The sequence below is a fragment of the Streptomyces sp. 142MFCol3.1 genome (assembly GCF_000424945.1).
Classification (GTDB): domain Bacteria; phylum Actinomycetota; class Actinomycetes; order Streptomycetales; family Streptomycetaceae; genus Streptomyces; species Streptomyces siamensis.
The window spans coordinates 324,623-342,028 of the sequence record NZ_AUKV01000005.1; the positions used below are offsets into that span (position 1 = coordinate 324,623).

15 protein-coding genes and 2 pseudogenes are annotated in these 17,406 nt (G+C 69.0%); 10 read left to right on the forward strand and 7 right to left on the reverse strand.

Going from position 1 to position 17,406, the window contains the following annotated elements; genetic code table 11:
* Positions 1-8: 8 nt before the first annotated feature.
* The gene (locus H305_RS0109635) at positions 9-371 is read right to left on the reverse strand and encodes a MarR family winged helix-turn-helix transcriptional regulator (RefSeq protein WP_028800201.1); all 363 of its coding nucleotides are present in this window, start codon (positions 369-371) and stop codon (positions 9-11) included.
* A gap of 426 nt (positions 372-797) precedes the next feature.
* Here H305_RS0109635 and H305_RS0109640 point away from each other — a divergent pair, with 426 nt between their 5' ends.
* The 4 genes from H305_RS0109640 (at position 798) to H305_RS0109660 (ending at position 5,596) form a co-directional block, all read left to right on the forward strand.
* Positions 798-1,091, forward strand: a complete 294-nt coding sequence (locus H305_RS0109640) for a DUF1330 domain-containing protein (protein ID WP_028800202.1) — start codon at positions 798-800, stop codon at positions 1,089-1,091.
* A 1,038-nt stretch (positions 1,092-2,129) separates the two neighbouring features.
* On the forward strand, positions 2,130-3,218 hold the full coding sequence (gene chvE, locus H305_RS0109645) for a multiple monosaccharide ABC transporter substrate-binding protein (RefSeq protein ID WP_028800203.1): 1,089 nt from the start codon (positions 2,130-2,132) through the stop codon (positions 3,216-3,218).
* 345 nt (positions 3,219-3,563) lie between these two features.
* On the forward strand, positions 3,564-4,127 hold the full coding sequence (locus H305_RS0109655; protein ID WP_028800204.1) for a dihydrofolate reductase family protein: 564 nt from the start codon (positions 3,564-3,566) through the stop codon (positions 4,125-4,127).
* Between the two features lie 635 nt (positions 4,128-4,762).
* Positions 4,763-5,596, forward strand: coding sequence for a PIG-L family deacetylase (locus tag H305_RS0109660; protein WP_028800205.1), 834 nt, complete (start codon positions 4,763-4,765; stop codon positions 5,594-5,596).
* Between the two features lie 264 nt (positions 5,597-5,860).
* Here the strand turns inward: H305_RS0109660 and H305_RS0109665 are convergent.
* Both H305_RS0109665 and H305_RS0109670 read right to left on the reverse strand, forming a co-directional pair.
* Positions 5,861-6,049: pseudogene (locus H305_RS0109665) on the reverse strand (glutamine synthetase); the annotation flags it as partial.
* Between the two features lie 85 nt (positions 6,050-6,134).
* The gene (locus H305_RS0109670) at positions 6,135-6,764 is read right to left on the reverse strand and encodes a class I SAM-dependent methyltransferase (RefSeq protein WP_028800207.1); all 630 of its coding nucleotides are present in this window, start codon (positions 6,762-6,764) and stop codon (positions 6,135-6,137) included.
* A gap of 83 nt (positions 6,765-6,847) precedes the next feature.
* Between H305_RS0109670 and H305_RS50410 the strand changes: the two are divergent.
* The 3 genes and pseudogenes from H305_RS50410 to H305_RS0109675 form a co-directional block, all read left to right on the forward strand.
* Positions 6,848-7,229, forward strand: a pseudogene (locus H305_RS50410) (hypothetical protein); the annotation flags it as partial.
* A 141-nt stretch (positions 7,230-7,370) separates the two neighbouring features.
* Entirely contained in the window at positions 7,371-7,541 is a 171-nt protein-coding gene (locus H305_RS55735; protein ID WP_267880790.1) for an Hsp20/alpha crystallin family protein, read from the forward strand.
* A 295-nt stretch (positions 7,542-7,836) separates the two neighbouring features.
* Positions 7,837-8,793 carry a 1-phosphofructokinase family hexose kinase gene (locus tag H305_RS0109675; RefSeq protein ID WP_028800208.1) on the forward strand — a complete coding sequence of 319 codons (957 nt, stop codon included), beginning with the start codon at positions 7,837-7,839 and terminating at the stop codon, positions 8,791-8,793.
* Positions 8,794-9,051: 258 nt separating this feature from the next.
* On the opposite strand, the gene H305_RS45220 is transcribed toward H305_RS0109675, so the two are convergent.
* Positions 9,052-10,587: a DUF1254 domain-containing protein gene (locus tag H305_RS45220; protein WP_078628956.1), complete on the reverse strand. Its 1,536-nt coding sequence runs from the start codon at positions 10,585-10,587 to the stop codon at positions 9,052-9,054.
* A 424-nt stretch (positions 10,588-11,011) separates the two neighbouring features.
* Here H305_RS45220 and H305_RS0109685 point away from each other — a divergent pair, with 424 nt between their 5' ends.
* Positions 11,012-11,887, forward strand: coding sequence for a universal stress protein (locus H305_RS0109685; protein WP_028800209.1), 876 nt, complete (start codon positions 11,012-11,014; stop codon positions 11,885-11,887).
* A 196-nt stretch (positions 11,888-12,083) separates the two neighbouring features.
* Here the strand turns inward: H305_RS0109685 and H305_RS0109690 are convergent, their stop codons facing one another.
* Positions 12,084-12,350 (reverse strand): SHOCT domain-containing protein, encoded by a 267-nt coding sequence (locus H305_RS0109690; protein ID WP_028800210.1) that lies wholly within the window; start codon positions 12,348-12,350, stop codon positions 12,084-12,086.
* A gap of 133 nt (positions 12,351-12,483) precedes the next feature.
* On the opposite strand from H305_RS0109690, the gene H305_RS45225 reads away from it, so the two are divergent.
* Positions 12,484-12,750, forward strand: a complete 267-nt coding sequence (locus H305_RS45225) for a hypothetical protein (RefSeq protein ID WP_028800211.1) — start codon at positions 12,484-12,486, stop codon at positions 12,748-12,750.
* Here the strand turns inward: H305_RS45225 and H305_RS0109700 are convergent.
* Both H305_RS0109700 and H305_RS0109705 read right to left on the reverse strand, forming a co-directional pair.
* Entirely contained in the window at positions 12,729-15,065 is a 2,337-nt protein-coding gene (locus tag H305_RS0109700; RefSeq protein WP_028800212.1) for a heavy metal translocating P-type ATPase, read from the reverse strand. The two genes, H305_RS45225 and H305_RS0109700, sit on opposite strands and share 22 nt — an antisense overlap.
* Before the next feature lie 331 nt (positions 15,066-15,396).
* Entirely contained in the window at positions 15,397-16,071 is a 675-nt protein-coding gene (locus H305_RS0109705) for a CBS domain-containing protein (RefSeq protein ID WP_028800213.1), read from the reverse strand.
* Positions 16,072-16,478: 407 nt separating this feature from the next.
* On the opposite strand from H305_RS0109705, the gene H305_RS0109710 reads away from it, so the two are divergent.
* Positions 16,479-17,354: a universal stress protein gene (locus H305_RS0109710; protein ID WP_028800214.1), complete on the forward strand. Its 876-nt coding sequence runs from the start codon at positions 16,479-16,481 to the stop codon at positions 17,352-17,354.
* Positions 17,355-17,406 lie beyond the last annotated feature (52 nt).

Here is a 17,406-nt window from a genome sequence, read left to right on the forward strand (position 1 = left end):
GCGCCCCGTCACCGCTTCGGCCCTTCGCGGTCCTGGCTTTCGAGCTCTGCCAGGTGCGCCAGCGCCGGAAGCGCCGCCACCAGGGCCTCGACCTCGTCGTCGGCGAGTTCGTCGATGAGCCGCGCGAACGCATCGACGCCCGCCTGGCGCCGCGTCTGAACGTACGACGCGCCGGCCTCGGTCAGACACACCAGCGTGACCCGCTTGTCGGACGCGTCGCCCCTCCGCTCGACCAGTCCGGACTCCTCCATCACCCGGACCAGCACGGTCATCGCGGGCTGGGTGACACCCTCGATCACGGCCAGATCGGTGATGCGTCGCGGGCCGGTCCTGTGCAGGGTGGCCAGGGTGGCGGCGGACGTGATGCTCATATCACGCGGAAGGCGTCTCACAGCCCGGGTGGCCAGCCCGTAGAGGGCCGACCCGATCGCAGTGGATGCGCCACGAGTGGCGTCTTGACGGCTCATGCGCGAAGCATACAATATTTATATGAATTCTTTATGTATCTCGGGACGCCGTGCCCCAGCCCCGCACCCGGCGCACCAGACGACGGTCGCCGTGCGCCGCGCCCTGGCCGAAGACTTCGCTTCCGTCTCCGGCGCATTCCCCCCTCGCCGAAGGCGCCCGGGGCGCTGAGGAAGACTTCGCCGGGACGCGAACCGGCAGCCGCGGCCGGCGGACCCGAACCAGGCCTGATCGGCGCGTCCTCTCGAATGCCCGGTGATCCGTCGCCGGGATCGATCGATCTGAGTGTCAATTCGAAGTCGGACGTGTCCGGCCGAACGCAGGAGGTTTCCATGGCCAAGGGCTACTGGGTCAGTGTCTACCGCGCCATTTCCGACCCTGAGAGGCTGACTGCCTACAACGCGCTGGCCGGTCCGGCTGTCCAGGCTGGGGGCGGGCGCGTCCTGTCCCGTGGCGGTCGAGTCGTCGCCCACGAGGCCGGAATCGCGCAACGCGTCGTGCTGGTCGAGTTCGACAGCTTTGAACAGGCCGTCGCGGCATACGAGAGCGAGGCATACCAGAAGGCGCTGGTGGCCCTCTCCGACAGTGTCGAGCGAGACTTCCGCATCATCGAAGGCATCGACTGACCGGCGGTCCCAGCCATCGCTGAGCATCCGTCACCTGACACGCACACGGTGCTGAACGACGGCTCACGAGACGAGGTCCGGGCCGGCTGGGATCGCGAACACCTACGCACCCGACCGGCACGAGCACCCACGAACCCTGCCACGCCGCCAGGCCGACCAGCTGCTTCATGTTGGCACGGTCCCATTGGCGGGACACCTCAGGAACGAGTTCGGTGGCCACCGGCAGAACCTCACCCTCGCCGAGCCAGTGACGAGGTCCGGTGCTGAACGCAAGCGCCGCATGGCTGGTGTACGGGTAGAACCGGCCCCAGCGTGTTGTTCCACCCATCCTGGCAACCAGGACAGCCAGGATGGGTGGACCCACGTAGTGGTGGAGGTTCGGGACCGTACGTCCCAGGCTTCGGCCGCACGCGCCCGAAAGTCCCACGCCGCCTCGATCGGATCGACGGTCTCGCTCACCGCGTCCAAGCTGCCCCGCCCGTGTGATCTGCCACCGGCACACTACCTCGGGAGCGTTGCGCATACGCGCGTGCCTGTGTCGTCGTCGCGTGCGGCGCACCGACGCGTCGAGCCGTTGATCTACCGCGCGTCGCGACCAGGGGTTCGGAAGCTGCTGTCTGTCACCGTGGTTGACACCCTGCACTCGGACTCCTAGGGTCACGCCAGCGATTCGAACGTGTGACGAAATTTCGAACATTTAGTGAGCAACAGCTTGGTGTGGCAACGCAGTTGACGTGAATAGGGGCCGGCTCCCGCAGTGCAGCGCAGCAACATCCTGACGATCTCGACAGGCGTAGGGACGAGTGAGGCTGCCGAGCCGCCCGACGCGCGAATGCCGCCCTGGTTGAGGTCCCGGCCGGGGGAGGCGCCGGAGAACGGTCTGCGCCGCAACTCCGGGATCGGAGCCGGAGATACGGGTACGGCCGACTGGCCCTGAGTCCGTGTACCCGCTTACCGCCCCATCGCGCCTTGCGCACCGAACCCGCCCTGATTGCCTGTCAGTTTTCTCAACGACGAGAAGAACAAGGAACGATCACCGTGCACAACCGAAGAACCGTCCTCCTGGTCGTCGCTGGGGTCACCTCCGTGTCCCTCGCCCTGTCGGCTTGCGGCAACAGCGATCCGAGGGACTCCGCGAAGGGCGACACCGTAGGCATCGCCATGCCCACGCGGGCGTCCGAGCGCTGGATCACGGACGGCAACACCATCGTCAGGGACCTGAAGAGCAACGGGTACAAGACTCGGCTGGTCTACGGGGATGACGACCCGGCGCAGCAGGTCGAGCAGATCCAGGATCTGATTGATCAGCACGTCGACGCCCTCATCGTCGCGGCCATCGACAACAGGTCGCTGAGAAAGGTGCTCCAGCAGGCCGCCGACGCGGAGATACCGGTGATCTCCTACGACCGGCTCATCCTCGGCACGAAGAACGTCGACTACTACGCCTCCTTCGACAACGAACAGGTCGGCCGGCTCCAGGCCCGCTACATCATCGAGAAGCTCGGCATCGAGGACGGCAAGGGCCCGTTCAACATCGAGCTGTTCGCGGGGTCCAAGGACGACAACAACACCAAGTACTTCTTCGACGGAGCGATGCAGCTCCTTCAGCCGTATCTGGACAAGAAGCTGCTGGTCGTCCGGTCCGGGCAGACGAAACTGGACGAGGTCACCACCCTGCGATGGGACGGCGCCACCGCACAGAAGCGTATGGGCCGCATCCTCGCCGATTCGTACGCAGGGAGCAGGGTCGACGCCGTTCTGTCGCCGTACGACGGCATCTCCATCGGTGTCCTGGCCGCGTTCGCGGCGGACGGCTACGGCTCCGCCGCCAAACCTCTCCCGGTTGTCACCGGCCAGGACGCGGAGCTGGCCTCGGTCAAGTCCATCATCGCGGGCGGGCAGTCGCAGACCGTCTACAAGGACCTGCGGCACCTGGCGGAGGTGGCCGCGGCGATGGCCGACGACCTGCTCCACGGCCGGGAGCCGAACGTGAACGACACCAGCACCTACAACAACGGCTCCAAGGTCGTACCCGCGTATCTGCTCCAGCCGGAGGGCGTCGACAAGACCAACTACCGGCGTGTGCTGGTCGCGAGCGGCTACTACACCGAGCGTGAACTCAAGTAGCGGATCCGATGGCCGGCGTAGGCGGGCGAGATGTCACCTGCCGCCGTGCATGGTGGTGACACGCGGCAGGTGGCGGTGTGGGTGCTCGCCTTCGGCCTGGCGGCCTCCGTCGCTCAGTGCATGGGCCAGGAGTTCCGCGAGGCCGCACACGGCGGTGCAGGGGCGGTGGGATCGTTTGTTCCTGTCGTGTCCCGTAAACCCAGCTGGACCGTGTTTTGAAAGAGCGCGGCCTTGGCGATGTTCTTCCCGTGGAGCGAGGAGATCTGAAGGGATCTCGCGAGCGGCGATGAGTCCTGCGGTGTCCGGCGGTCGTACTGTCGAACCCGCTACCGAGGAGGGCTTGTGATGCGCAGCGTGACCTATTCGATGAACGTCTCACTTGACGGCTACATCGTCGGGCCGGACGGCGACTTCGACTGGACGGGGCCCGACGAGGAGATCTTTCGCTCCTGGATCGACGAGATCCGAGAGGTCGGCGTTCACCTGTTGGGACGACGGCTGTACGAGACGATGCTGTACTGGGAGACCGCCGACGAGGATCCGTCGCTCGACGACTCGACGCTCGAGTGGGCCGCGCTCTGGAAGCCGCTTCCCAAGGTGGTGTTCTCCAGGACGCTGTCCGCGGTGCAGGGTAATGCCCGCTTGGCTACCGGCGGCCTGGCGGGGGAAATCGAGAGGTTGCGAGCCGAGCCGGGTGAGGGTGACATCGCGATCGGCGGCGCGACTCTCGCCGCCGAGGCGGCAGCGTTGGATCTGATCGACGAGTACCGGATCAGGGTCCATCCGGTGCTGGTAGGCGGTGGCATTCCGTTCTTTCCGCAGCACGAGCGCCGGGCGGATCTCGAACTCGTCGAGACCCGCACCTTCAGCTCAAGAGTCGTCTGTCTCCACTACCGCGTGGCGCGCTAGCAATCGCTACGGCGCGTCCGCCCGACAGCGCGGACGGCGGACGGCGCTACCGGGCCGCGCGCGCAGGGGTCGGCAGGGGTGCAGGCGGGCCCCGGCCGTCCGGTCTGTGAGCGTGCGGGCCGGCGGGGCGGGTTGTGGCGGTGCCTGGTAGCCCGCCGCGCCGTCTGCGAAGTTGTGCTGCGCCATTGGGGATCAGGTGGCCATGATGCCGGTGCCGCCATCGGCGTCGTGCCGGGGCCGGGGGAGAGGCACTCCTGAAGGCCCGGTCGAACGGTCGAACGTAGGCCGCCGCGAGGACGGACCGCTGCCGGCCTCCGGATTCTTTCCGTCGCTCCTGGGAGTGCCTTCGATCTCGCCTCCACCTGGCAGGCTTTCAACACCGACGCTCCGGCAGTCTTGATCGCCGACGGCGGGAACAGCCCGGCCGGTCAACACTGTTGCAGAGGCAGGGAACCGGCGCCGCACGGACGGAGAACACGGAGGCCATCAGGCCATCAGGCCGTCCCGACGTACTCCAGGCGCCCTCAAGGGCACGATATGCCCGGTCATCAACCGATATGTCGAGAGGCAAATGCTCATACGCTTGCCGCAGGCTCGGACCGAGGCCTGGCCCTTTCACACAGGAGGAATGCTTCATGAATGACTGGCCGTTGACGCTCATGGCGGTACACGCCCACCCCGACGATGAGGCCACTGGAACGGGAGGTGTCCTTGCCCGGTACGCGGCGGAGGGTATTCGCACGGTCCTTGTGACGTGTACCGACGGCGGTTGCGGTGACGGACCGGGTGGTGTCAAGCCGGGCGATCCTGGCCACGACGCGGCGGCGGTCGCTTCGATGCGGCGTCAAGAACTCGAAGCCAGCTGCGAGGTCCTGAAGGTCAGTCATCTGGAGATGCTGGACTACGCCGACTCCGGGATGATGGGCTGGCCGACCAATGACGCCTCCGAATCCTTCTGGCAGACGCCCGTGGAGGAGGGCGCCGCCCGACTTGCGGAGCTTTTGCGGCTCTATCAGCCCGATGTGGTCGTCACCTACGACGAGAACGGCTTCTATGGCCACCCCGACCACATCCAGGCCAACCGCATCACGATGGCGGCACTGGCGATGACCGAGATGACGCCGAAGGTCTACTGGACGACGGCGCCACGCTCGATGATGCAGCGGTTCGGCGAGGTCATGCGCGAGTTCGGTGCGGACGGTCAGGAGCCGGATCCCGCTGAGGCCGCCGCGATCGCGGAGATAGGACTCCCCGACGAGGAGATCACCACCTGGGTGGACACCACCGCGTTCGGCAGTCAGAAGTTCGACGCGCTGGCGGCGCACGCCAGCCAGGGCGAGAACATCTTCTTCCTCAGGATGGGCCAGGAGAGGTTCACCGAGTTGATGGGTGTCGAGACCTTCGTACGTGTCCAGGACACCACGGGCGCGGCGGTGCCCGAACACGACCTCTTCGCCGGACTGCGCTAAGTGTGTTGACCCAGGACGTCGGTGACGCGCGTGCTGGGTGTTTGAACGCGTGAGGGCCTTCTGGGTTCGGTGGGGATTGCGACATCCGCACGCCGACCGCAGGAGGCCCTCGCCTCCCACCGTAATGCTCCGCTGACCCCGACCGGGCGTCTTCGTCCGGCCACGCACGGGCCGGACACCCCGCTGGGTCCGCGCCGCCGAAGGGCTTTGCCATGAAGGTGGCCAAGTTGCCTTCGTGGCGGGCCACTTCCTTCACTGCCTGGACACGTCGGGGTGCACGGTCACGTCCGGGAGTCCGGCCTCCAGACCGCCCGCGACGGCCGCCACATCGCCCTGCGGGCTGGTGTGGTGGACGGCCCGGCAGAAGGCGAGGCCGTGGTCGCAGGCCGTCGGCAGATGGTCCAGCAGGACGTCGCGGGCGCGGTCGGTGCCGAGCAGATCGAGGTAGACCACCCTGACCACATCGACGCCCTACTTCAGACGATCTTCATCCACGCGGACGAGCTGCACGACCCCCTCCCAGGCCACGGTGCACGCTCTAGGGACGGCGGGCCAGTACGTGGGTGTCGAGGAAGCCCCGCTCCGAGGCCGGGTCGTGGAGCAGCCGAGCGACCGTGACGAGCCCGGCCCCGGCCAGCAACTCGGTGAGGCGGTCCACCGGCCAGCTGTAGGCGGGTGCCACCTTGTGATCGAAGCGGACAGGTTCCGGTCCCTCGGTCCCGAAGAGCGAGACCAGGAGCAGGCCCCCTGGTGCCAGGACACGCACCTGCTCGGCGAGCAGTGCGGGGAGCTCGCCGGGCGGGGTATGGATCATCGAGTAGCGGGCCAGCACTCCGCCGAGCGCGCGGTCCTCGACGGGCAGGGCCTCCATTCGTGCCTCCTCGAACCGCAGCGCCGGATGGGCCCGGCGAGCGTGGTCGACCATGGCGGGGGAGAGGTCGAGCCCGAAGGCATCCAGCCCCAAGTCGTGCAGCATGGCCGTCAGATGGCCGGGCCCGCACCCGACGTCGGCTGCTCGCAGGTTCCCCGTCCCGCGCACCAGCTCGGCGAAGGTGCCGACCATGGCCCGCGCGAACGGCTGCGTCTCCAGCCGGTCAGCGAACATCGACGCGTAGAGCTCGACGACACCGTCGTAGGCCGCGCTGGTCTCGTCCTGGTGTTGCACCATGGGAGAGAAGCTAACATCCGCGCCGTGCACAGCAGTTCGCACCCGTCCAGGGCGAGGGCGGCCCGCTGCGGAGAGGCGGCCGATCACGCGCCCGGACAGCCCGCGGCGGGCTGAACACCCAAGGTCCGCCTGGCCGCGGACGGAGGTGTCAGGCCTCTCGCCATCCGCAACCACCACCTGCGGCGCAGGGGCATCCGCGCGGTCGTCCCACAGGCTTCCGGCCAAGTCGGACACCGCCTGCGGCGAGGTCGCCTCCGCCGTCCGCCCGGCTTCGACGGCGCGGCATACAAGCAGCGGAACACGGTCGAGCGGTGCATCAACCGCCTCGAGCGGTGGCGCGGCCTGGCCACGCGAACGGACCAGCTCGCGATCGCCTACCAGGCCGCGCTGCACCTCGCGGGCACCTCAGCCGGCCGGACGCTGACCAGAGAGACAGAACCGTGCCGTGAGCCGGTGTGCACGTGACGTCAGGCTGTTTCAGTATGGAAGTCAGGTCGGACGTGTCGCTGTCCACAGAGGTGAGCGCGATGACGTTTTTCGTGCGGCGCCGGACCGGTGGACCGGTGGAGCTGGACGAGTTCTTCGGCCGCACGCACCAATTCCTCGGTGTGTCACGGTCGCGGCACACGTCGGCCTGGTCGATTCGGGTGCCGGGCTACGTTCCCTGTTGGAGTGAAGACCGAGGACGTCGGTGCGGCCCTGGCCGACGGAGTGTTCACGATCACCGTTCCCGCGGCTCAGGCAGCCACGGCACGGGGTGGAGAAGGGCCTCCGTGAGCCTGCACGAGAGGAAAGCGGGCGTTGCCGGGCCCCACGCGCTCGACGCCCCGCCCGGTGGTCGGGAGCCGAAGCTGTCCCTGGCGATGGCCGGGATCGGAATCGACCGCAGCGCGCGGGAACAGGCCCCGGTCTCCTCAGGCCGTCACGTGCGGGGCCGTGCCCGGCGGGCGGTGCGCCGCGCAGGGGGCTGCACGACGACCAGGGCACCGCGATGAACAGGGCCGCGGCGCCGGACCCCGTCACAGCCGGGACTACCGATGGCGCAGGAGGATCGGGGAGTGCGGCCAGGCCGATGGTCCTCACCCTGACGATGAATCCCGCGGTCGATCTGTGCTGGGAGGTCGAGTACCTGGAGGGTGTCGGCAAGAACCGCGCCCGGGTCAGGTCGGTGGCCGCCGGGGGCGGAGGGATCAACGTCGCCCGTCATGTCGTGCGGTTCGGAGGACGGGCTACCGCCGTCCACACTGCCGGAGGCGAGGTCGGCCTGCGCCTGAACCGGCTGCTGGACGAAGAGGGCGTAGACCATGTCGCCGTCGACATCCACGGCGAAACCCGCGAAGCGCTCGTGCTGTTCGAGGCCGGATCCCACCGCAGCTATCACATCGTGCCCCCCGGCCCGCGACTGCACGACCGCGAGGGGCGGCGGTGCCTGGATGTGCTGGAGCAGGCCGTTGGCAGCTGCCCGTACGTCGTGGCCAGCGGCAGTCTGCCCGGCGGCTTGCCCGACGACTTCTATGCGGCCGTCGCCCGCCGTGTCAAGGAAGCCGGATCCAGGCTGATCCTTGACACATCCGGGCCGGCGCTTCGCGGAGCACTCGAGGAGGGCGTGTTCCTGCTCAGATGCAACCGGACAGAGGCCGAGAGCCTGACCGGTCAGGCCATCAGCGGCTTCGACGACGCCCGAGCCATCAACGAGCACCTACTCACCACGGGAGCCGCCGAGATCGCCGTCACCACCCTCGGAGCGCTGGGCGCACTGTGCTCGACCGGCCACGGCCACACCGAGCTCTACGCGCCGCCGCTGCCCGGCGAGCCGCTGAGCGACGCCGGAGCGGGGGACAGCATGGTCGCCGCCCTCACCACGCGGCTGGCCGCAGGAGAGGATCCCGTCAGTGCCTGCGCGCTGGGGGTGGCCACAGCTGCCGCAGCGATGCTCACACCCAGCACCGAACCCTTCGACCGGGACGCGGCCTGGTCCCTCCGCTCGCAGGTGAGGACCAGATTCCGGACCGATGCCCCAGATCATTGATCCTGCCCGCGATTCGGCGATTCGACGCGCCACGTTCCTCGTGCCCGGCGGGGAAGCCGCCTTCGCGATCCTGCGGGACCGGCCCGGCGGGGAAGCCGCCGTCGCGACGACCGCATCGACGACGAGTTGGGCTGTGCAGCTGTGGTTCCCATGCCCGGCGAGGTCGTCCTGTCCCGCTGACCTGCACCCGCTCCTGGGGTCATGCCCCCGCACGGCGCACGTCGGTCTCGACGGCGCCGTGCACGCTCCGCAGTGTCGTCAGGCGACGCGGTCGATCGGAGGGCACTCCCAGCGTGCGTCGATGACTTCGTCTCGTGGCAGGTACATGCGCAGTGCCACGAACCATGTGACCTGCGCCGGTGTGGGGAGCCAGTTGGGCTCCTCGGCAGATCCCGGGGAGTCAGGCTGCAGGCGGATGGTCAGCTTTCCCTCCGCGTCGGTGACCAGTCCGGGGGTGCGGTCGCCGATGGAGTATCGGTCGATCGGGTTGGCGACCAGGTTCCTGTCCTCGCCGTAGACGGTGAGGGACCAGAACGCGTCGACCGGAGGGAGAGCGTTCTGCCCGAAGCTCAGTTCGTAGCGGCCCGTGGACAACGTGGCGCCGTCCGAGTCGTGGAAGGCGGCCAGGTAGACGGCTTCCTCGGGATCGTTGGCGGCGACACCGACCAGGGACTGCTCCGCGGCCCGCCGCAGGAAATCGTCCCCGAACCGTCCCATTTGCGGTGGTGGGTAGCGCCAGCCGTTGACGAGATGGGCCCATTCGCCACTGAGCAGTTGCTGTTCGAGCATGGCCGCCCCGGTGGCCGCGGCCCGGATCAGGCTCTGCTTGACGGATTCGGGCTGGGCTTCGACATCGATCCCGGGTCCGATGCCTATCTCCGCGAACTGCTTGAGCAGGACCTCGTGGTGCGGTGGTGGCGGATTCTCGGCCAGCATGGCGTTCAGGGTCTTCCACGGCCCGAGACGGTCTTGTGCCGCGTCGATCGGTTCCAGCACGTCACGCCGCGCCGGCACTTGCGCTCCCGTGGTGCCGAACAGGTGGAGGGGGACCAATCGGTACTGATCCTGAAGTGCATGAACGCTGGAGAGGTCCTGCTCGCCTTCGATGAGGGTCCGGCCGACGATGAGGATCCAGGGGCTGGGTGCGGTCGCCGTACGACGCACCCCTTCGGGGAGCTCTCCGCTCCATCCAGGCCCGAGGAGGGCGAAATCACCGGCGTTCGGGCCGGTGGCGCGCCCGCCCACGTAGTCGTAGTTGTCGGAGGTGATGCCGACCAGTTCGAAGGTGAAGTACCGATTCCCCATGTCCGGGTGCGAGAGGACGACGGGTTCCTCGCTCAGGTTCACCCAGGCGAACGAGTACAGCGTGTCGTTGTTGGGGCACAGACCTTGCCGGTCGGAGGCGTCGAAGAGCTTCCGGGCGTGCCAGAAGTGGTTGACGGGGGCGTACGGCGTCGCGTCGGTGTCGGGCTCCTGGGTCACCCACCGGTGGCGGAGCCCGGCGTTGTAGATGTAGGGGAATCCGTAGACGAAGGCCTGCTCTCCGAGCGTGTAGGCGTACTCCCGGCGCCAGTCGGTCACGTGGCCGGTCAGCATCGGCTTGACCGACTGCCACATCGAGGGCAGTGCCTGCGATGTCTTTCGGACGCGCTCGGCTGCTGCTCCCGGGTGGCGCACGGCGTCCGCGGTGACCTTGCCTGTCGCCACTGCGGCTTTACCGATCGTCGACGCCACACCGGTGACTTGATGATGCAGACGCTGCCCGGGACGGTTGTTGGTGGCTGCAGAGGCCATTACGGCGTTCCTTTCCAGCACGGAGACCCAGATCCTCGGCCGCACGGCAGACGGCCGTCGTCAAGCGATCCCGGCTCCCCTTTTCGGGGGCCGACGGGCTGCACCGTTCCCGTTGCCTCGTCGGCTGTCGGGCCGGTTGCTCCATACGGCCGGACCCGCTCATTCGAGTAGATCACCGCCCTCAGGGCCCGGCAACCGAACTCGCCCCCACGGCAGGGGAATCGTCACCGCGCGTGTCTCTCTCCTGCCACACGCCCCGCTTTCGCCTCCGCCCCTGGGGTCCACATGCGCCGTGGCGAGGAACGGGAGATCCTCGAAGGGGAGAAACTCGTCGCTCCCCGTATGCAGGCGGCCTGAGGACCGTCCACGCGATCGGAGTCGTTCGCCGTCCCCTCCAGCTTCTTACGAGACGGAGACCGCCGCCATGCAACCAGTCGTCACCGTGGGCCTCGACGGCTCGGCCGCGAGTCTGGCCGCCGCACGCTGGGCCGCCGACGAGGCCGAGTGGCGAAAGCTCAGTCTCCGCCTGCTGCACGCGTGGCCGACGCTTGCCCCGGAACCGGCTTGTCTCCCCCCAGAAGTCGATCAGAACTACTGGGCGAAGCTGCTTGTCGAAGCAGTGCAGGCAGAACTTCGGACACGCCACCCGCACCTGGCCGTCGGCATAGACCTGGTCGCCGACGATGCCCAGCACGCCCTGCTCCAAGCGGCATCCGAGTCGGAGATGGTCGTCCTGGGCTCCGTGGGACTCCAGTCCGTCGAGAGCTACTTCCTCGGGGACGTCAGCATGCCCGTCGTGGCCCGGGCCCAGCGGCCCGTGGTGCTGGTGCGCGCCGAACTCCGGGACGGGGACCAGGGGAGATCAGGCACGGCCGCGAGCCGTGTCGTTGTGGCCTTGAAGCTGCACGGATCTTCGGACGACCTGCTCGATTTCGCCTTTCATACCGCTGCGGCCAGGGACGTGCCCGTCCTCGTCGTCCACGGCCGCAGCGTGCCGCTTCGCGCCCGCACGCCCTGGGGAGTGGATCACGGATTCAGCGAGGAGACGGCCCGGGACGTGCACGAGCAGTTGAGCAAAGCGCTGCACCCGTGGCGGGAGAAGTACCCGCGGGTGGAAGTGGCCGACAGCTTCCGTCTCCAAAACCCCGCCGAGGCCGTGGTAGAAGCTGCTGAGGGCGCCTCACTGCTGGTCGTGGGCCGACATCGGCGCCGTGCCGGTCTGGCGCCCCATCTCGGTCCGGTGGCGCAGGCCGCCGTCCATCATGGGCGCTGCCCGGTCGCCGTGGTTCCTCACGACTGAGCACGCTCTCCGTGCGCCGTGTCCTGACGAGTCCGTTCTCCGGTCGAGTGCCCCGCCCACACGGGCCGAAGGCCCCGGCCGTGGCCGGGCGCCGGCGACTGCTGCTGCCCGGCGCGCCACCGTCTGTGGCCCAGTGCCGGCGATCAACGTGGCGACCGTGGCGAACAAAGCCAGCGGCAGCGCCGGCGAAGTCCGGTCACCGTGGCCTCGGCCGGTGGGCGGAGAGGTGCTCGCGCGCTTCGGTGTAGGTGTCCGTGTCGATTTCTCCCGAGGCATAGCGTCGGTCGAGGATCTCCTCCGGGGTTTCCCGGGGCTTGCTGTCTGCCCAGCCGCCGGTGCGACCTGCAGTTCTGTCGGACGCGCCGTGCGTCAGGCGAATCACGGCCCAGACGGCGAGGGCGATCAGTGCGATCCACAACACGGGCATGAATGCCATCCAGGCCCAGCCGCCGTTCCAGTACATCAGGGCCCACCTCCTTCTACGAGGTCTCGAACAGCACCCTCTCGCTTCATGGTGGGCCTTGGCCGGGCGGGGACACCAAGGGCCCTTCGGCCTCGCTCGTGGGCCACTCGGCACCCGTGTTGCCCGCCGGCCTGTGGTGGACCCGCTTCCGGCGTCCGGCGCCGGGCCGGCCACCCAGGTTCGCGAGGCCCCCGCCGATGTCGTTCGCGCCGACGGCGACCGCACCGCCGGACGGGCCTTCGATCCGCGGACGATGGTGACCCTGGCCCGACTCGACGCGCTCCAGCCGGTCGCCGAGGAGGCCGTGCGCCGCCGCGACGCCGCTCTCGCCTTCCTCAGGGAACCGGCGCGGGACAAGGATCGCGATGATGCAGTCGTTCAGGGAGCGAGGGAGAAGTAGTTCTCCTCCTCCTGGGTGAAGTGCAGGCGCAGGACCGTGTTCAGGCCGTAGAGACAGGAGCGCAGGTCGTCGAGTTGCTCGGCGGGCAGGCCCCCGCTTTCGTGGGCAAGTTGCAGGTGGGTCGCGATGCGGCGGGAGAGACGTTCTATTTCGGTGTGGGCACGGCTCATGGTGGCGGTGGCCTCCGGGCCGCCGAGCGTCGGCGCGAGGGCTGGGTACAGCTCGTGCTCCTCGGCGTACTCGTGCGGGAGGAGCCGTTCGATGAGCAGCCGGTGGGTCTCCTCGACGGCTTTCAGGTCTTCGGGGCCAGGGGGGTCGGAGAGGCGGTCGGCGGTGTCGCGGACGGATTCGAGGACGTCCTGAAGCTTTTCGTGTTCGGCGGCGAAACGGTGTATGAGGGCTTCGGCAGTGGGAGCGAGGGCCGGCCGCGCGGCCTGGCCGACTCGCAGGGCGCGCAGGGCGTTGAGGATGACAGCGACGTCGATGCCCTCCTGGAGCAGCGCGCCGGCGGCGGGCGGAAGCAGGCCGGCCGCGGCCGCGGCCATGGCCGCCAGAGACATCAGCATGCCGCCGAGGGCGCTCTGGACGGCGATGTGCCGTGCTCGTTGGGCGATGGCGACGGCGTCGGCGAGGCGGTCGACGCGATCGGTGGTCAGGATGATGTCGGCGGCTTCGGAGGACGCGGTGGACCCGCGTGCGCTCATGATGGCGACGCCGATGTCGGCAGCGGCGAGGGCGGGGGCGTCGTTGACACCGTCGCCCACCATCACCGTGACCGCGTGCTCGCATTCGGCCCGTACGGCGGCGACCTTGTCGGCGGGTGAGAGTTCGGCGCGTACGTCGTCCAGACCGAGGACGGTGGCGACTTCACGGGCAGGGGCGGTTCGGTCACCCGTGAGCATGAGCAGCCGTGCGAAGCCCGCCCCCCGCAGGTGGCGCAGGGTGCGCGGTGCGTCCGGACGCAGCGGGTCACGCAGCAGGATGGCGCCGGCCAGGTGTCCGTCGAGGGTCAGCCAGGCGACGGCCGCGCCGTCGAGAAGGGCGCGCTTGTCGACCGCCCGGGCCCAGGCCGGCCGGTCAACGTCAGCGCCGATACGGCCGACGGCGAGCTGGTGCCCATCGGCGTTGCCTGTGGTGCCCCGGCCCGGCTCCTCGGCGACGTCGGAGGGGATCGACAACTCCAGCTTGCGAGCCAGGGCGGCGTCGACGATGGCCTGGGCAAGTACGTGGGGCGAGTACTGGTCGAGGGAGGCCGCCAGGCGCAGGACTTCCGTAGGCTTGACGTCGGGGGCGGCGACGACGTCGAGAACGCGGGGCCGACCTCGGGTGAGGGTGCCGGTCTTGTCGAGCAGGAGGGTGCGGGCGCGGCCCAGATTCTCCAAGGCGCCGCCGTCACGGATGACGACTCCGAGGCGGGAAGCGCGGGAGAGACCGGAGACGATGGCGACCGGGGCCGCCAGCAGCAGCGGGCACGGGGTGGCGACCACCAGGACGGCTACCGCTCGTACGGCCGAGCCGCTGATCAGCCACGACAGTCCCGCCACCGCCAGGGACAGCGGCAGGAACCAGGCCGCGTACCGGTCCGCCAGCCGCACGACCGGCGCGGACTCGGCGCCGGCCTGCTGGGCCAGCCGCACGATCCCGGCGTACGTGCTGTCCTGCTCGGTGGCCGTAGCACGCAGCTCAAAAGCGCCTCCGGCGTTGACCGCGCCGCTGCGCACGGTCTCCCCGCCTGCCCGTTCGACCTGCAGGGGCTCCCCGGTGAGCACCGACTCGTCGAGGACCGCGGGGGTGTTCTCCACGCGGCCGTCGACGGGGACCACCTCGCCGGGGCCGACGACGAGCAGGTCACCGGCGGCGACCTCCGACAGCGGCACCGTGGTCACCTGGCCGTGAGTGCGGCGGCGTGCGGAGCGTGGTGCGTGTGCCAGCAAGCTACGCAGGTCGTGCGAGGCGCGCCTCTGGGCTGCCGCCTCCAGGGCACGGCCGGTGGCCAGCATCAGTGCGATCAGGGCACCGGCCAGGTACTCGTGGACGGCAAGGGTGCCACCGAGCGCGAGTACGGCGATGCCGTCCACACCTGTCCGTCCGTGCCGTAGCGCGACTACCACCCATCCCACCGCGGGGACGAGGGCAAAGAGGGTTCCCAGCCCCCAGAAGAGGTCGGCCAGGTTGCCGGCTCCCATGAGCCAGGCGATGCCACCGGCGATCAGGGCGGCCGCGGTGACGGTCAGCAGGACGGGTTCGAGCCGCGGCGACGCACCCGCCGCGATCGAGTGACGTGGTCGTGCCGTTGGGCACGGTCGGTCATTCATGGCATACCTGAGTGCCGGGGGTTATGAATCTCGGGTCGGACTTTCTTCATAACAGCGCCGCACCACGAGTGCACGCCAGGGGCCGGTCGTCCCTGTTTCGGGGCCCACCGCCGAACGCGTTCGGTCACACTCGCCGCCTCGGTGAGAGGCGTGGCCGCAACGGGGGACCGCCCTCACGACGCCGCATCCCTCGACCGTGAGGTCCGGCGCCGGCCGTGCCTCCCCCAGGTCGGAACGGCGTGTCGTCGCGTGGGCGCTGAGACCCCGGCGGAGGCGGTCGGGGACGACGTACGGTCGGCTTCGGGCTCCGAGCCGGGATCCTGCGAAGCCTTCACCGGCCGGCGGCGGAACCCGGGGAGTCCTCTGACCGCGAAACGATGTGCTGGGAGACGGAGACTACGCCGTCAACACTCTGGCACAGCCGCTCGATCACCGGGATGAGGGTCTTCGTCTCGACGGATCCTCCGAGTCTCACCTGCCCTTCCAGAACCTCGGCCGTGACATCCGCGGCAGCGGGACCCAGCGTTGTGCGTAGGACGTCCTCGGTGATCTCGTCATGAATCGCGTCGTCACCGCGCAGGAAGATCCTGAGCAGATCGCCTCGGCTGACGATCCCCTGCAAGTGGTCCGCCTCGTCCACGACCGGCAGTCGCTTGACGTCGTGCACCGCCATCAGGCGAGCCGCCTCGACGACGGTCCATTCCGGACGGGCGCACACGCAGGGAGCCGACATCACTTCCTCGGCCCTGGCGCCTTCGGCCTTGGCGCGTTCCCAGGCCTCGGGATGCGGAATCGGTGTCAGGCCGGACAGATCGGTCTGGTCGGAGGACTTGCGCAGCAGGTCGGCTTCGGACACCAGGCCGATGGGGCGGTCGAGTTCGTCGACCACGGGTACGGCCGTCACATGGTTCTCCGCGAGCAGCCTCACGATCTCCTTGAACGGCATGTCACGCCGTGCTCGCACGACATCCCGGGTCATGAGGTCTCCGACCGTACGGTGGTGCATGACGTCTCTCCCTTCCGGGGCGAACAGCTGCGAGCGGTCTCGGCCCCCCGGACGGGCCGTTGAGCACCCTGCGGCAAAGCGCGTTCCCGCGGTGCGTCGGGGCGCAAGCGGAATTCCCGGCCTTCCGGGCGAGCAGTATTCGGACGCCCGCGACGTTTCGCCGGGACCCCCTTGAGCCGGATGTCGCCGGCAGGACCTTCGGACCCAGCCCAGTCGGTGCCGTTGCCCGCCGGCACCCGGTGCGGCGTTCGGGCCGCATGACTCCACGATCGTCGTGAACGGGCACCGCGCAACCTGGGCCGGGACCTTCTTCTGAGGATCCGTCCACATGTCGCGATGGATCCGGGGCGATGGGACGGTGTTTCCAGAGGGTTCTCGTAGGTTCGGGGAGAAGGGCGGTACAGACCATGGAGCTCCCGCTGGTCGTGGGTGTCGACGGATCTGAATCCAGCCTTCAGGCCGTGGACTGGGCGGTGGACGAGGCGGCGCGCTGCGGTCTGCGACTGCGACTCGTCTATGCCTCGCTGTGGGAGCGGTACGAGGGAAGCCGCCCGTCCTTCCGTACCGACCGTCCGGCCGAAGAGGTCATGGCCGAGCACATCATCGCGTCCGGCACAGAACGTGCCGCGCTGCGCAACCCAGGGGTGAAGGTGTCCGGCGAGACGCTTCCCGAGGATGCTGTGAGCGCGCTGTTGCACGCGGCCCATGAATCCTTCGCTCTGGTCACGGGCTCGCGCGGGCGCGGCGAGGTCGCCGGGCTCCTGCTGGGCTCCGTCAGCCTCAAAGTGGCCGCGCGTGCGGTGTGCCCGGTCATCGTCGTCCGTGGCGGGGAGCAGAATCGGCAGGGCTCCTTCGGGCGGGTGGTGGTGGGTGTCGGCGACTCCACGGAGGGCTCGGCCGCCGTCCGGTTCGCCTTCCGTGAGGCTGAAGCGCGCGGCTGCGTCCTGCACGCCGTACGGGCCTGGCGCCGCCCCGCCCACGAACACGCGGACAGTCCCCTGATCGTGGACGACGGTGCGCACGCCCACGAGGAACGGGCCTCCACGCTCCTCGGCGAAGCATTGCGTGACGCCGTGGAGGAGCATCCTCAGGTCGATGTGGAGCGCCGCACGATCGAGGGCCCCGCTCACAAGGTGCTCCTGGACGCCTCGTCCGACGCCGACGTGGTCGTCGTGGGTGCGGTGCGGAAGCACGATCACCTCGGTCTCCAACTCGGCGGGGTCGCCCATGCCCTGCTGCATCACGCCGCGTGCCCGGTGGCCGTCGTGCCGCAGCGAGACTGAGACCGGGCGGTTCGCTCACTCGCCAACTGCCTTGAGAGAAGGGGCGAGTGAA